Annotated in this window: 12 protein-coding genes; 4 read left to right on the forward strand and 8 right to left on the reverse strand. The window is 61.6% G+C overall.

Features of this window, described 5'->3' with window-relative positions; translation table 11 throughout:
• Nucleotides 1-17: 17 nt before the first annotated feature.
• From ABQX22_RS17800 to ABQX22_RS17835, 8 genes are all read right to left on the reverse strand, one after another.
• A complete protein-coding gene (locus tag ABQX22_RS17800; protein WP_349801185.1) occupies nucleotides 18-188 on the reverse strand; it encodes a DUF2474 domain-containing protein in 171 nt (56 codons plus the stop codon).
• Nucleotides 189-245: 57 nt separating this feature from the next.
• Nucleotides 246-1,253 (reverse strand): cytochrome d ubiquinol oxidase subunit II, encoded by a 1,008-nt coding sequence (gene cydB / locus ABQX22_RS17805; protein WP_349801186.1) that lies wholly within the window; start codon nucleotides 1,251-1,253, stop codon nucleotides 246-248.
• A 3-nt stretch (nucleotides 1,254-1,256) separates the two neighbouring features.
• Entirely contained in the window at nucleotides 1,257-2,696 is a 1,440-nt protein-coding gene (locus ABQX22_RS17810) for a cytochrome ubiquinol oxidase subunit I (protein WP_349801187.1), read from the reverse strand.
• 444 nt (nucleotides 2,697-3,140) lie between these two features.
• Entirely contained in the window at nucleotides 3,141-4,082 is a 942-nt protein-coding gene (locus ABQX22_RS17815; protein WP_349801188.1) for an alpha/beta hydrolase, read from the reverse strand.
• Between the two features lie 62 nt (nucleotides 4,083-4,144).
• A complete protein-coding gene (choX, locus tag ABQX22_RS17820; RefSeq protein WP_349801189.1) occupies nucleotides 4,145-5,086 on the reverse strand; it encodes a choline ABC transporter substrate-binding protein in 942 nt (313 codons plus the stop codon).
• A 302-nt stretch (nucleotides 5,087-5,388) separates the two neighbouring features.
• On the reverse strand, nucleotides 5,389-7,590 hold the full coding sequence (locus ABQX22_RS17825) for a xanthine dehydrogenase family protein molybdopterin-binding subunit (protein WP_349801190.1): 2,202 nt from the start codon (nucleotides 7,588-7,590) through the stop codon (nucleotides 5,389-5,391).
• A complete protein-coding gene (locus ABQX22_RS17830) occupies nucleotides 7,590-8,576 on the reverse strand; it encodes an FAD binding domain-containing protein (RefSeq protein WP_349801191.1) in 987 nt (328 codons plus the stop codon). Before ABQX22_RS17830 ends, ABQX22_RS17825 begins: the two co-directional genes overlap by 1 nt.
• The gene (locus ABQX22_RS17835) at nucleotides 8,573-9,097 is read right to left on the reverse strand and encodes a (2Fe-2S)-binding protein (protein ID WP_349801192.1); all 525 of its coding nucleotides are present in this window, start codon (nucleotides 9,095-9,097) and stop codon (nucleotides 8,573-8,575) included. Before ABQX22_RS17835 ends, ABQX22_RS17830 begins: the two co-directional genes overlap by 4 nt.
• 370 nt (nucleotides 9,098-9,467) lie before the next feature.
• On the opposite strand from ABQX22_RS17835, the gene ABQX22_RS17840 reads away from it, so the two are divergent.
• The 4 genes from ABQX22_RS17840 (at nucleotide 9,468) to ypfJ (ending at nucleotide 14,407) form a co-directional block, all read left to right on the forward strand.
• Nucleotides 9,468-10,760 carry an NCS2 family permease gene (locus tag ABQX22_RS17840; protein WP_349801193.1) on the forward strand — a complete coding sequence of 431 codons (1,293 nt, stop codon included), beginning with the start codon at nucleotides 9,468-9,470 and terminating at the stop codon, nucleotides 10,758-10,760.
• Complete coding sequence (gene trmA, locus ABQX22_RS17845) at nucleotides 10,757-11,842, forward strand: tRNA (uridine(54)-C5)-methyltransferase TrmA (RefSeq protein ID WP_349801194.1); 1,086 nt, start codon at nucleotides 10,757-10,759, stop codon at nucleotides 11,840-11,842. The genes ABQX22_RS17840 and trmA overlap by 4 nt, the downstream gene beginning before the upstream one ends.
• A gap of 208 nt (nucleotides 11,843-12,050) precedes the next feature.
• Nucleotides 12,051-13,343, forward strand: coding sequence for an MFS transporter (locus ABQX22_RS17850; RefSeq protein ID WP_349801195.1), 1,293 nt, complete (start codon nucleotides 12,051-12,053; stop codon nucleotides 13,341-13,343).
• Between the two features lie 179 nt (nucleotides 13,344-13,522).
• Entirely contained in the window at nucleotides 13,523-14,407 is an 885-nt protein-coding gene (gene ypfJ, locus ABQX22_RS17855) for a KPN_02809 family neutral zinc metallopeptidase (protein ID WP_349801196.1), read from the forward strand.

Here is a 14,407-nt window from a genome sequence, read left to right on the forward strand (position 1 = left end):
GCGGAACGGGAACAGTATCAGTGCGACTTCATGCCTGCGGCGGTCATGAACATGCGCAGCAGCATGGCGACGATGAACAGCGCAAACACGCTGCCTGCCCAGATCACCACCAACCAGCCCACCCGTTTCCAGAGTGGTTGTTTCAGTGCGGGGTCTTCTTCGTGCTGAATAGATTCTTTGCCGGACATCGCTAAACCCTCCTCGCTTCAAAGCCGGCCCCCGACCGCAGTCGGAGGCCGATTCCACTAGTGGTAGCCGTCTTCTGTCGTGACCTTGCCGCGGAACACGTAGTAGCTCCAGAACGTGTAGCCCAGGATCAACGGAATGATGAACAGCGTACCCACCAGCATGAACCCCTGGCTCTGCGGCGGCGAAGCGGCGTCCCAGATCGAGATCGCCGGCGGCACGATGTTTGGCCACAAGCTGATGCCCAGCCCGCTGTAGCCGAGGAAAATCAGCACCAGCGTCAGCAGGAACGGTGTGTAGTTGGCGTTGCGCGCCACGGCCTTGAACAGCCCGTACATCGTTACCAATACCAAAGCCGGCACCGGCATGAAGTAGAACAGGTTCGGCAGACTGAACCAGCGATCTGCGATGTCCTGATGGGCCAGTGGCGTCCACAGGCTGACGATGGCCATGACCACCAGGGTCGCGATGGCCAGCGGACGTGCCAGGTCGTGCATCGCCTTCTGCAACGGGCCTTCGGTTTTCATGATCAACCAGGTACAGCCCAGCAGCGCGTACGCCACGATCAGCGCCAGCCCGCAGAAGACCGTAAACGGCGTCAGCCAATCCAGTCCGCCACCGGCGTAGGCACGATTGACTACCGGAATGCCGTCGATGTAAGCACCCAGCGCCACGCCCTGGAAGAAGGTTGCCACCAGCGAACCGCCGATGAACGCCTTGTCCCACAAGTGACGCTTCACGGCAGTGGCCTTGAAACGGAACTCGAAGGCCACACCCCGGAAAATCAGCCCGAAGAGCATGAAGATCAGCGGCAGGTACAGCGCTTCCAGCACCACCGAATAGGCCAGCGGGAACGCGCCAAACAGACCGGCACCTCCCAGCACCAGCCAGGTTTCATTGCCGTCCCAGACGGGGGCGACGGTGTTCATCATCACGTCGCGATCGTGCTCTTCCTTCATGAACGGGAAGAGGATGCCGATGCCAAGGTCAAAACCGTCCATGATGACGTACATCATGACGCCGAAGATGATGATCACGGCCCAGATCAGTGGAAGATCAATACCCATGACTCAGTTCCCCTCGGTCAGGCGGTCGTTTGGAGTTTCTCCACTGCCTTCCTGGGCAGCAGATAGCGGACGTGCCGGTGTACGTTTCTGCCCTGGACCACCGTGCGGTACGTCGTCGCCTTCGTGGGTCTTCGGACCTTTGCGCACCAGGCGCATCATGTAGCCGAAACCTGCACCGAACAGCGTGAAATACACCACGACGAACAGGACCAGCGTCAGCGTCATTTGCTCTACGCTGTGGTTCGAGTTGGCATTGGCGGTGCGCATCAGGCCGTAGACGACCCATGGCTGACGCCCGATTTCAGTGGTAAACCAGCCCGCCAGCATGGCGATCAGGCCTGCCGGCCCCATGCACATTACCAGCCTCAGGAACAGACGGTTGGTGTACAGCCCGCCACGCCAGCGCAGCCAGGCGCTCCACAGACCGACGGCGATCATCAGCATGCCGAGCATGACCATGACGCGGAACGACCAGAACACGATGAGCGAATTCGGGCGGTCTTCAGGCGGGAAAGATTTGAGGGCCGGGATCTGCTTGTCCAGGCTGTGGGTCAGGATCAGGCTGCCCAGGTACGGGATTTCCACTGCGTACTTGGTGCGCTCTTCCTTCATGTCCGGGATACCGAACAGAATCAGCGGGGTCGGCTCGTCACCGATGTTTTCCCAGTGACCTTCAATCGCAGCGATCTTGGCCGGCTGGTGCTCCAGCGTATTTAAACCGTGGGCATCGCCGACGACGGCTTGAATAGGCGCAACGATCAACGCCATCCACATGGCCATCGACAGCATGCGGCGGATGGCCGGATTGTCGCGACCGCGCAGCAAGTGCCAGGCCGCCGAGGCGCCCACGAAGAACGCGGTGGCAACAAACGCGGCGATCGCCATGTGGGTCAAGCGGTAGGGAAACGACGGGTTGAAGATCACTGCAAACCAGTCGACCGGGATCACCCGACCGTCGACGATCTCAAAACCTTGAGGCGTCTGCATCCAGCTGTTGGACGCCAGAATCCAGAATGTCGAAATCAGCGTGCCGACGGCGACCATGGCGGTGGCGAAAAAGTGCAAGCCACGGCCCACGCGGTTCCAGCCGAACAGCATGACACCCAGGAAGCCGGCTTCGAGGAAGAATGCGGTCAGTACCTCATAGGTCAGTAGCGGCCCGGTAACGGCGCCGGCGAAGTCTGAAAACCGACTCCAGTTGGTGCCGAACTCGTACGCCATGACCAATCCGGACACCACGCCCATGCCGAAGTTGACGGCAAATATCTTCGACCAGAAGTGGTAGAGGTCGCGGTAGGTGTTGTCCTTGGTCTTGAGCCACAAGCCTTCGAGCACGGCGAGAAAGCTCGCCAGGCCGATGGTGATGGCGGGAAACAGGATATGGAACGAGACAGTAAATGCGAACTGCATTCGGGCGAGATCGAGCGCCTCTAAACCGAACATGGGTTTTCCTCTATCAGGTGATACCGGCTTCAGACCAGGGCCTGCAGCGACTGCCCCCACGGTAATTGAGTACGACGCTGGGCGATTCGTTCTTTTTAGTTCTCAATGCGGGGGATCTGTCCTGTTGTCCTGTCTAACAACACCGCAAGGGGCATTGATCCAGATCAACCGACGATGAAAGAGTAGTCCCATTTCAGCACTTGGCCGCCGTGGTCTTTTGTCGCGTGGCGAGATGCCTCACCCCATTGGATGGCGTATTGGATGCGCGCCCTCCTACGGACTCTGTAGGAGCCAACTTGTTGGCGAAGCATTTGACCTGGCAACGCATCTAACGCGCTTCGCCAACAAGTTGGCTCCTACAGGCGAAGCATTTGACCTGGCAATGTATCTAACGCGCTTCGCCAACAAGTTGGCTCCTACAGGCGTGCGATAACGTTGGTTGCGCTACAACGGCCCGCGAATGAACCCCAGCAGCGCCTCGACCAACCGGGCGTACAACTCGTCCACCTCCGCCACGCAGCCTTTGGCCCTCAGGCAGCCGTGAACCAGACCAAGCCCCGGGTGCAGTTGGGTTGCGACGCCCGCCTCTCTTAATAGCCGCTCATAACAGAGGCCGTCGTCGCGCAGCGGATCGAACTGCGCCACCGCCACGAACGCAGGCGCCAGCCCGCTGAAATCAGTGGCGTTGAGCGGCATCGCGTACGGCGAGCGCTCATGGGCAGGTTCAGTCAGGTACAAGTCCCGGTAATAGTAGAGGTCTTCGCGGGTCAGCAAGGGCGCGTCGCGGCACTCGCTGCGTGACGGCAATTCCTCGGCGCCACCGAGCCCCGGATAAATCAGCACCTGCCCCACCGGCTGCGGCTCGCCGGCATCGCGCAACGCCAGGCACACCGCTGCGGCGAGATTGCCGCCCGCGCTGTCGCCAGCAATCGCGATGCGGCGGGGGTCGATGTCCAACCGTGACGCCTGGACCTGCAGTCCGTGCCAGACCGCCAGGCAATCATCGAACCCGGCCGGAAAGCCTGCTTCGGGTGCCAGCCGGTAGTCCACGGCGAGCACTACCACGTTGAGGTCCACCGCCAGCGCTGCGGTCAGGAAGTCATGGGAATCCAGATCGCCAACCACCCAACCGCCGCCGTGCAAATACATCACGCAGGGCGCGGGGTGTTCCAGCGACAATCGATGGGGGCGGTAACTGCGCACCGGGACGTTGACCAGTTTGAAGTCCTGCACTTCAAGCCCCGGCGGCCGTGCAGGCGTGAAAGCCCTGCACATACGGGAATAGGCCGCGCGTTGAACGGTAATGTCAGAAGAATCGGCATTGAAACTGTTGGTTCTGGCCACAAAGCGGGCCATGTCAGGCGATAGAGGGTAGGACGCGCTCATGGTGACTCCAGCCCGCCCCACGAACGCGGAGGGGCCGGGCGTCGAGACTTGAGGGATAACGCTTACTTGTTGACCGCAACCTGCACGGCCGCAGTCGCATCCTTGCCGTCGAACGTGGTCACGCCCGCCAGCCAGCGTTGCACGTCCTCGGGATGGTCTTTAAGCCACGCCTTGGCCACGTCGGTCGGGGCTTTGCGGTCCATGATCGGGACCATCATCTGCGACTCCTGCGCCGCCGTGAACTGCAGGTTGGTCATCAGCTTGTTGACGTTCGGACAGCGGGTCGCGTAATCCGGCGCCGTCACCACCGAGACGGTCGCCGCCCCTTCTTCAGGACCGAACACATCTTCGCTGCCCGTCAGGTAAGTCAGTTTCATGTTGATGTTCATCGGGTGCGGGGTCCACCCCACGAACACCACCCATTCGTTGCGTTTGACCGCGCGCTGGCCGGCGGCCAGCATGCCCGCTTCGCCGGACTCCACCAGTTGGAAGCCACCGAGGCCGAACTGATTCTTCTCGATCATGCCCTTGATATTGGCGTTGGCGCCGGTGCCCGGCTCGATGCCGTAGATTTTGCCGCCGAGCTTGTCCTTGAATTTGGCAATATCACCGAAGGTTTTCAGGCCGCCGGAAGCCACGTAATCAGGCACCGCGAGGGTCGCCTGGGCGTCGTTCATGCTCGGTTTGTCGAGAACCTTGACCTGATTGGCCGCAATGAACGGCGCAATGTTCTTGTCCATCGCCGGTTTCCAGTAGCCCAGAAACACGTCCAGGCGGTCATCACGCAAACCGCCGAAGATGATTTGCTGAGCCGCGGTGGTCTGTTTGACGTCGTAGCCCATGTTTTTCAGGAGCACCTCGGCGACCGCGCTGGTGGCGACCACGTCAGTCCAGCTGACCACGCCCATGCGCACGTTTTGACACTTGGCGGGCTCGGCGGCCAGCAATGCGGTGCTGGCCAGCATCAACACACCGCAGGTGATGGGGCGGATAAATCTCTTCATGCGTGCTCCTCGGGTCGGCTCGTTATTTTTTTAGCGCTTTTTCGGCAGCTTTCTAAGGCTTCAAGACCCACGGCAATACGAGTGCTGCCGCGTCGATGCAAATTACGCAGCAACACCGTGCATGAAACGCACCAGCGCGACCTGTGGTTGCACTGATGCGACATTGAGAGGGGAAGGAAGAGCGATTTCACGAATGCCCTTTGTAGGAGCGCGCTTGCCCGCGATTGCGGTGTGTCAGTTGATAACGGCGTGACTGACAAGTCGCAATCGCAGGCAAGCCTCGCTCCAACAAGTTTTGCTTTTTACAGAACCTTATCGAGGGTAATCGGGAATTCCCGAACGCGCTTTCCGGTCGCGTGATAGACAGCATTGGCAATTGCCGACGCGACGCCCACGATACCGATCTCACCCACGCCCTTGGACCCCAGGTCGTTGACGATGCTGTCGTTCTCTTCAACGAAGATCACGTCGATCGCGCCAATGTCCGCGTTCACCGGAATGTGGTACTCCGCCAGGCTGTGGTTCATCACCCGGCCCAGGTTATGGTCGGTCTGTGATTCTTCCTGTAACGCCTGGCTGATACCCCAGACCACACCGCCCAGAATCTGGCTGCCGGCGGTTTTCGGGTTGACCACGCGTCCACCGGCGATGGCGCTGACCACACGGGTGACCCGAATGGTGCCCAGGTCTTCGTCCACGTGCACCTCGACGAACACCGCCGAATGCGTTGCGGTGGCATAAGCCTCGCGCTTCTCGTCCGGCTGGGCGTCGATCTGCACCTCCAGCACCTCGTGGGAGGAATCGCGCACGATGTCGCCCAAGGCAAAGCGTTGACCGCGAACCTGCAGATAGCCCTCCCCAAACTCCACTTCTTCCATGTCTACCACGGCGTATTCCGGGTGAGCCATGCGCACGGCATCCAGCAACTTCGCCCGCAGCGCCCGGCAGGCCTGCTGCACAGCGGTGCCTACTGAAGAAACGGTGAAAGACCCGCCCTGCAGCGGTGCGGTGGGCAACGAGGAATCACCGAGGACGAAGGTCACGTCATCGGCCGACACGCCAGCGGCATCCGCCGCAATCTGGGTCATGACGGTGTAAGTGCCAGTGCCGATGTCGGTGGTGGCGCTGCTGACGGTCAGCTTACCGCTGGCGTCCATGCTGGCCTTGGCGCTGGCGGGCATCTGCATGGCTTCCCATACGCCGCCTGCCATGCCCCAACCGACCAGTTGCCGACCGGCACGCATGCTGCGCGGTTCCGGGTTACGGCTATCCCAGCCGAAGCGCTCGGCGCCCTGCTGGTAACAGGCTTTCAACTCTTTACTGGAATACGGTTTGTCTTCGTTGCCGTTGCGCTCGGCAAAGTTGACGATCCGCAGTTGCACCGGGTCCATGCCCAGTTCTACCGCCAGTTCGTCCATGGCGCACTCAAGCCCCACCATGCCCGATGTCGCGCCCGGAGCGCGCATGTCCAGCGGGGTGTAGACGTCCAGCGGCGCCAGCTTGTAGCCCAGCTGTACGTTGTCGCACTTGTAGAGCATGCCGCTCCACTCAACGACGTGCTCAGTGAAGTCCTCGAACCGCGACGTCTGCCCGATCACATCATGGGCAATGGCCGACAGCTTGCCGTCGGCCGCAGCGCCCAGTCGCAGGCGCTGCTGCGTGCGCGGACGGTAGCCGAAGGTGAACATCTGCTGACGGGTCAGGGTCAGGCGCACTGAGCGCTTGAGCTTGAGTGCCGCCATGACCGCCAGCGGCAGTTGGTACTGCGGCCGCAGGCCCGAGCCGAACGCGCCGCCCACGAAAGCGGCCAGCACGCGAATCTTGTCCTTCTCCAGACCGAAAACGTTGTGCAGGTAATCCTGACAGTTCTGCGGACCTTGGGTTTTGTCGTGGATTTCCAGGCTGCCGTCCGGTTGATACATCACGGTCGACGCATGAGGCTCCATCGGGTTGTGGTGCTCATTCGGGGTCGTGTAGTGCGCGTCGACGCTGACGGCAGCGTTCGCGAATTCACCCGAAAAATTGCCGCGCGGCTTGGGGGTCTCGGCCGGCGCCGGGTGAGCGTCGCCGGTGACCACATCAAGGTTGGTCTGATGGCTTTCGACTTCGTACTCGATATGCACCAGCGACCCGGCATGGCGCGCAAGTTCCAGGGTATCGGCCACCACCAGCGCCAGCGGCTGACCGCTGTACAGCACGCGGTCGTTGTAAAACGGACGGAAGGGCGAGCCCTCGGCCGAATCGGCGTCTTCGTATTTCTCGTCGTAGCTGGCAATCGGCGGACGGTTAGTGTGATCGATCACCGCCACCACGCCGGGCACGGCCAGGGCTTTGGAGGTGTCAATGCTCAGCACACGGCCGCGCGCGATGGTGCTGGTCACGACACTGCCGTGCAGCAACCCCTGCTCTGGAAATTCCCCGGCATAACGGGCCTGGCCGGTGACTTTGAGCATGCCGTCGACGCGATCCAGCGGCTTGCCCAGTGGTGAATTGGTCGCGGTCATCAGACAGTCCCCCCGGTAGCAGCATCGCTCAGCGCGCGCACAATCGCGCGGCGGGCCAGCTTGATTTTGAAAGCGTTGTGTTCCAGCGGCTGAGCGTCTCGCAGCATGGCATCGGCCGCGGCGACGAAGGTTTCACGGGAAACCGTCTGCCCCTTCATCGACGCTTCCACCGCTTTGTCACGCCATGGTTTGTGCGCCACGCCGCCCAGGGTCAGGCGCACGTCACGAATCACGTCGCCATCCAGCTCCAGCGCAGCGGCCACCGAGATCAGCGCGAAGGCATAGGACGCCCGGTCGCGGATCTTCAGGTAATGACTGTGCTGGACGAAACCGGCAGGCGGCAATTCCACCGCCGTGATCAGTTCGTCATCGGCCAATTGGTTATCGCGCTCAGGCGTATCCCCCGGCAGGCGATGGAAATCGGCAAATTCGATCTGACGTTTGCCCGCTCGGCCTTCGACGTGCACCACCGCTTCAAGCGCTGCGAGGGCGACGCACATGTCGGACGGATGGGTCGCGACGCAGTCATTGCTGGCGCCGAGGATCGCGTGAATCCGGTTGAGGCCATCCTTCGCCGGGCAGCCAGTGCCGGGCTCGCGCTTGTTGCACGGGACGGTGGAATCGTAAAAGTAGTAGCAACGCGTGCGCTGCAGCAGATTGCCGCCGGTGCTCGCCATGTTGCGCAGCTGCGGGGACGCGCCGGCCAATACGGCCTGGGACAACAACGGATAACGCTGTTCGATCAGCGGGTGCCACGCCAGGTCGGCGTTGCTCACCAGCGCCCCGATCATCAGGCCGCCAGTGGCGGTCTCCTGGACATCGCTCAGGGGCAACCCGGTGATGTCGATCAGGTGCTCAGGCCGCGCGATGTTTTCTTTCATCAAGTCCAGCAGGTTGGTGCCGCCTGCGATGAAGCGTGTCGCCGGCCCCGACAGGTTGATTGCCTGGCTGACGTCGGTGGGCTTGCTATAGCTGAAGGGATTCATGAGCGGCGCCCTCCCTGGTCAGGGGCGGCATCTAGCATCGGAATCACTTCCTGCACCGCTGCGCGGATATTGCTGTAGGCGCCGCAGCGGCACAGGTTGCCGCTCATCAGTTCTTTGATTTCATCGTCGGACTGCGCGCGACCCTCGTTGGCCAGGCCAATGGCCGAGCAAATCTGCCCCGGCGTGCAATAGCCGCACTGGAAGGCGTCGTGCTTAATGAACGCTTGCTGCATCGGGTGCAACTGCTCGCCCTGGGCCAGCCCTTCGATCGTGGTCAGCTCGGCGCCGTCACACATGATCGCCAGGGTCAGGCAGGCGTTGATCCGCTTGCCATCGCGCAGCACCGTGCAGGCGCCGCACTGGCCGTGGTCGCAACCCTTTTTGGTGCCGACCAGATCCAGTTGTTCGCGCAGCAGGTCGAGCAAGGTCGTCCAGGGCTGCACAGTGATTTGCCGGTTTACGCCATTCAGCGTCATGGAAATCGCGTGGCCAGCGAATTCCGGTTGTGTGGTCGCGCTCATGAAAGCCTCACGGTAGGTACTCAAATAGCGCAGTTAATCTGCGTCTTAAGGGGTACGACTTGTGGGTTTTCGGAAACGTTCAGGGTTTTTTGATGGACGTCGGTCCCAGCTTCGTCCGCTGTAGGAGCGCGCTTGCCCGCGATTGCGGTACGTCGGCTGATGACCCCGTCACTGACAGATCGCAATCGCGGGCAAGCGCGCTCCTACAATCTCGGCCGTCGCAACATCAGCAGCCATCCCCCAACGCTGCTGGTATGATGCGCGGCTTTTTGCGACTGGCAGAATTTGTGCAGGCTGTTTGGGCTGGCTGTGCTTTGCTGTTTTGAGTCGATTTCATTCATGGCGCGATTGCGCCACCGGGGAGCCTCACATGCTGGAGCGGCTGTTTCAACTCAAGGCGCACAACACCAACGTGCGCACCGAAATCCTGGCCGGGGTCACGACCTTTCTGGCCATGGCCTACATCCTGTTCGTCAACCCGAGCATTCTCGGCGAGACCGGCATGGACAAGGGCGCGATCTTCGTCGCCACCTGCCTGGCCGCCGCCATTGGCTCCACGGTCATGGGCCTGATTGCCAACTACCCGATCGCCCTCGCCCCCGGCATGGGCCTGAACGCCTTCTTCACCTACACCGTCGTGCTGCACATGGGCCATACCTGGCAGGTGGCGCTGGGTGCGGTGTTCATCTCAGCCGTGATGTTTTTCGTGCTGTCGATCTTTCGCATCCGGGAATGGATCATCAACAGCATTCCCCTGCCCCTGCGCTCGGCGATTGCCGCCGGTATCGGCCTGTTCCTGGCGTTGATCGCCCTGCACAACGCGCAAATCGTGGTCAGCAATCCGGCGACAATGGTCGGCCTGGGTGATCTGGCCAAACCGGCACCGATCCTGGCTACTCTCGGGTTTTTCCTGATCGTGGCGCTCGAAGCACTGAAAGTGCGCGGCGCCGTACTGATCGGCATCCTGGCGGTCACGATTGTCTCGATCCTGTTCGGCTTCACCCCGTTCGGCGGCGTGATGTCGATGCCGCCCTCGCTGGCGCCGACCTTCATGCAGCTGGACATTGCCGGCGCGCTGAACATCGGCCTGGTGAGCGTGATCTTTTCGTTTCTGTTCGTTGACCTGTTCGATAACTCGGGGACGCTGATCGGCGTGGCCAAGCGTGCCGGTCTAATGGGCAAGGACGGCCACATGCCGAAAATGGGCCGCGCCCTGATCGCCGACAGCACCGCCGCCATGGCCGGTTCGCTGCTGGGTACGTCGACCACCACCAGCTACATCGAGTCGGCAGCAGGCGTCAGCGCCGGTGGTCGCACCGGTCTGACAGCAATCGTTGTCGCGGTGCTGTTCTTGCTGGCGCTGTTTTTCGCACCGTTGGCGGGCAGCGTGCCGGCGTTCGCTACAGCCCCTGCGTTGTTGTTCGTCGCCGTGCTGATGACCTCAGGGCTTGCGGAAATCAATTGGGACGACATCACTGAAGCGGCTCCGGTGGTCATTACCGCGCTGGCCATGCCGTTCACCTACTCCATCGCCAACGGCATCGCGTTTGGCTTTATTGCCTGGACGGCAATCAAGCTGTTGTCGGGTCGCGCCCGCGAGTTGAATTCGGCGTTGGTGATCTTGTCGATCCTGTTCGTGATCAAGTTGGGCTTTTATCCATGAGTTCTGTTTTCGACCCCGCGAGCTATGGGCTTCAGCTCGCTGAAAAAGCTGACCGCCTGCGCGAACTGCTCGCGCCCTTCGACGCACCGGAGCCACAGGTCTTCGATTCGCCGACGTCTCACTATCGCCTGCGCGCCGAATTTCGCCTGTGGCGCGACGACGGCAAGCGCCATTACGCGATGTTCACGCCGGGCGACAAGCACACGCCGATCCTGATCAACGAGTTCCCCATCGCCAGCCAGCAGATCAACACGCTGATGCCGGTGTTGCGCGAGCGGTGGGAAGCCAGCAAAACCCTGAACAACAAGCTGTTCCAGGTGGATTTCCTGACCACGCTGTCGGGCGACGGCATGATCACCCTGTGTTATCACCGCCCGTTGGACGAGGCGTGGACACTGGAAGCCAAGCAGTTGGCGGCGGACCTGAACGTCAGCGTGATCGGTCGCTCCAAAGGCCAGCGTCTGGTCATCGGCCGTGATTACGTGACCGAAGCGCTGGACGTGGCCGGACGGACCTTCACCTATCGCCAGCCGGAAGGCGCGTTCACCCAGCCCAACGGCAGCGTGAACCAGAAGATGCTGAGCTGGGCGTATGAATCGCTTGGCCAGCGGGATGATGACTTGCTGGAGCTGTATTGCGGCAACGGCAATTTCACCCTGCCGCTGGCGACCCGGGTGCGCAAAGTGCTGGCCACTGAGATCAGCAAGACTTCGGTGAACGCTGCGTTGAGCAACCTCGCGGACAACGCGGTGGACAACGTGCAGCTGGTGCGGCTGTCGGCCGAAGAGTTGACCGAGGCGCTGAATGAGGTGCGTCCATTCCGGCGTCTGGCAGGCGTAGACCTCAAGAGCTACGACTTCGGCAGCGTGTTCGTCGATCCGCCGCGCGCGGGTATGGATCCGGACACCTGCGAACTGACCCGGCGTTTCGAGCGCATCCTTTATATCTCCTGCAACCCGGAAACCCTGGCCGCCAACATCGCGCAGCTATATGACACCCATCGGGTGGAGCGTTGTGCATTGTTTGATCAGTTTCCGTACACGCATCACATGGAGTCGGGGGTGTTGTTGGTGAGGCGGTAAGACGCAATTTTAGGAGCGCGCTTGCCCGCGATGGCGGTGGCTCAGGCAATAGATGTGTTTTAGACAGATCGAATTCGCGGGCAAGCGCGCTCCTACAGTTATCTGCGTTTCTTCCCACCGCTGATCATTAAATTTCTGACAGTTGCGACATTTGGACGCAGTGATGGGGTATAACCTGCGCCGTCTTTCGCTCGATGGAAGCCTTGTCTTGAGTTCCGAATCCTCCCCCGCCGCTGCCAGCCCCTCCACTGGCAGTGCGCTGCGTCAGCCGGGTTTTCTGGCATTTCTGAGTGCTCGCCTCGCCGCCGTTTTCGCCATGCAGATTCAAGCCGTGGTGGTCGCCTGGCAGGTGTACGACATGACCCGCGACCCGATGTCGCTGGCGTACGTGGGGCTGGCGCAGTTCATCCCGATGCTGCTGTTGCTGATGCCCGCCGGGGATTTGATCGATCGCTACGACCGCAAACTGATCCTGACCTGCAGTTGGCTGGTGCAGGGTTGCTGCAGCCTGGCGCTGATGCTGTTTTCCGTCACCGAGCACCACGACACCCGCCTGATCTACGCTGCCCTGGCGGTGTTCGGCTGCGCGCGGGCGTTCACCGGCCCGGCGCTGCAAAGCCTGTTGCCGCAAGTGGTGCCACGCGAGCAGCTGGCCTCGGCGATTGCCACCAACAGCATGATCATGCGCATCGCCACCATCGCCGGGCCGTTGGTGGGCGGTGGGTTGTACGCGTTGGGCGGTGGCAGTCTGACCTACAGCGTGTGCCTGGCAAGCTTCGTCACCGGCGCCTTTCTGCTGACCCGCGTGCCGGTGATCTTCGCCGAAAAGAAGATGGCGCTGGAGTCCACGGCCTGGAAACGCTTTACCGCCGGCATCCTGTTCATCCGTTCGCGGCCCATCATTCTCGGCACCATTTCCCTGGACCTGTTCGCCGTGTTGCTGGGTGGCGTCGTTGCATTGCTGCCGGTCTATGCCCATGAAGTGCTGCACCTGGGGCCGCAAGGTCTGGGGGCACTGCGCAGCGCCATGAGCCTGGGCGAAGTCAGCACCGGCCTGTACCTGAGCATGCGGCCGCTGGATCGCAATGTCGGCATGACCATGTTCATCGCCGTGGCAGTGTTTGGTGTGGCCAACCTGGTGTTTGCGCTGTCGACGCTGTTCTGGCTGTCACTGTTGGCGCTGATGATCGCCGGCGCAGCGGACATGGTCAGCGTCTACATTCGCTCGACGCTGGTGCAGTTCTCCACGCCCGACAACATGCGCGGCCGAGTCAACGCCGTGAACATGCTGTTCATCGGCTCATCCAACGAGCTCGGCGAATTCCGCGCCGGCAGCAGCGCTGCGCTGTGGGGCGCCGTGCCTGCGGCCATCATCGGCGGGGTGTGCACGTTGAGCGTGGTGGGTGCGTGGATGGTCGGCTTCAAGGCGCTGCGCCAGGTCAATCACTTCGCCGATGCTTCCCCCACGGACGTGACCGAGAAGCAAACGGCGCGGGTGTAAAGGCTCGCCCGGCACCCGGAAAATGTGTCGAGGTTCGAGCATCTGGCCCGGAAGACGACAAAAAAACGAACCAACCCGCCATACCCGCCTCTTACGTCCCAGTGCCCGGCCAGACGACCGGTCTGGCGGCGCCTGCGCTCTACAGCGACACTCCCTACACCGAAGAAGAGGATTCCCACATGCTATGGAAAAAAGGACGTCGCAGTGACAACGTCGTTGATGCCCGCGACGACTCAGGTGGCGGCGGCGGTGGGATGCGCATCGGGGGCAAAGGCCTCGGTATCGGCGGGATCGTCATCGTTGTGGCCATCGGCTTATTGACCGGTCAGGACCCCATGCAGATTCTCGGTCAGCTCACCGGCCAGATGGACCAGACCACCGCCGTCAGCCCTCAAACCCGACAAGCGCCACCGGCCAATGACGAACAGGCCGATTTCGTGCGGGCCATCCTCGGCGACACCGAGGACACGTGGGGCCAGGTCTTCCAGCAGGCCGGACGCCAGTACAAGAACCCGACCCTGATTCTGTTCCGTGGCCAGGTGCAATCGGCGTGCGGCTTTGCGTCGTCGGCCAGCGGGCCGTTCTATTGCCCGGCCGATCAGAAGGTGTATCTGGACATGGAGTTCTTCCGGGAAATGTCCCAGCGCTTCAAGGCCGCCGGCGATTTTGCCCAGGCGTATGTGATCGCGCATGAAGTCGGTCACCATGTACAGACGTTACTGGGTGTTTCGGATAAAGTGCAGGCAGCACGTCAGCGCGGCCAACGCATGGAAGGCGATAACGGTCTGCTGGTGCGCCAGGAGTTGCAGGCCGACTGCCTTGCCGGTGTCTGGGCGTTCAATGCGCAGAAGCGTCTGAACTGGCTCGAACCCGGTGATATCGAAGAGGCGCTGAACGCGGCCAACGCCATTGGCGACGACCGTTTGCAGCAACAAAGCCAGGGCCGTGTCGTACCGGACTCATTTACCCACGGGTCGTCCGCCCAACGCGTTCGCTGGTTCAAGACCGGCTTCGCCCAGGGCCAAATCAACCAATGCGATACATTCGCTGCGAAGAGCCTCTGA

Origin of the sequence: Xanthomonas sp. WHRI 1810A (assembly GCF_040202885.1) — a bacterium.
Taxonomy (GTDB): Bacteria; Pseudomonadota; Gammaproteobacteria; order Pseudomonadales; family Pseudomonadaceae; genus Aquipseudomonas.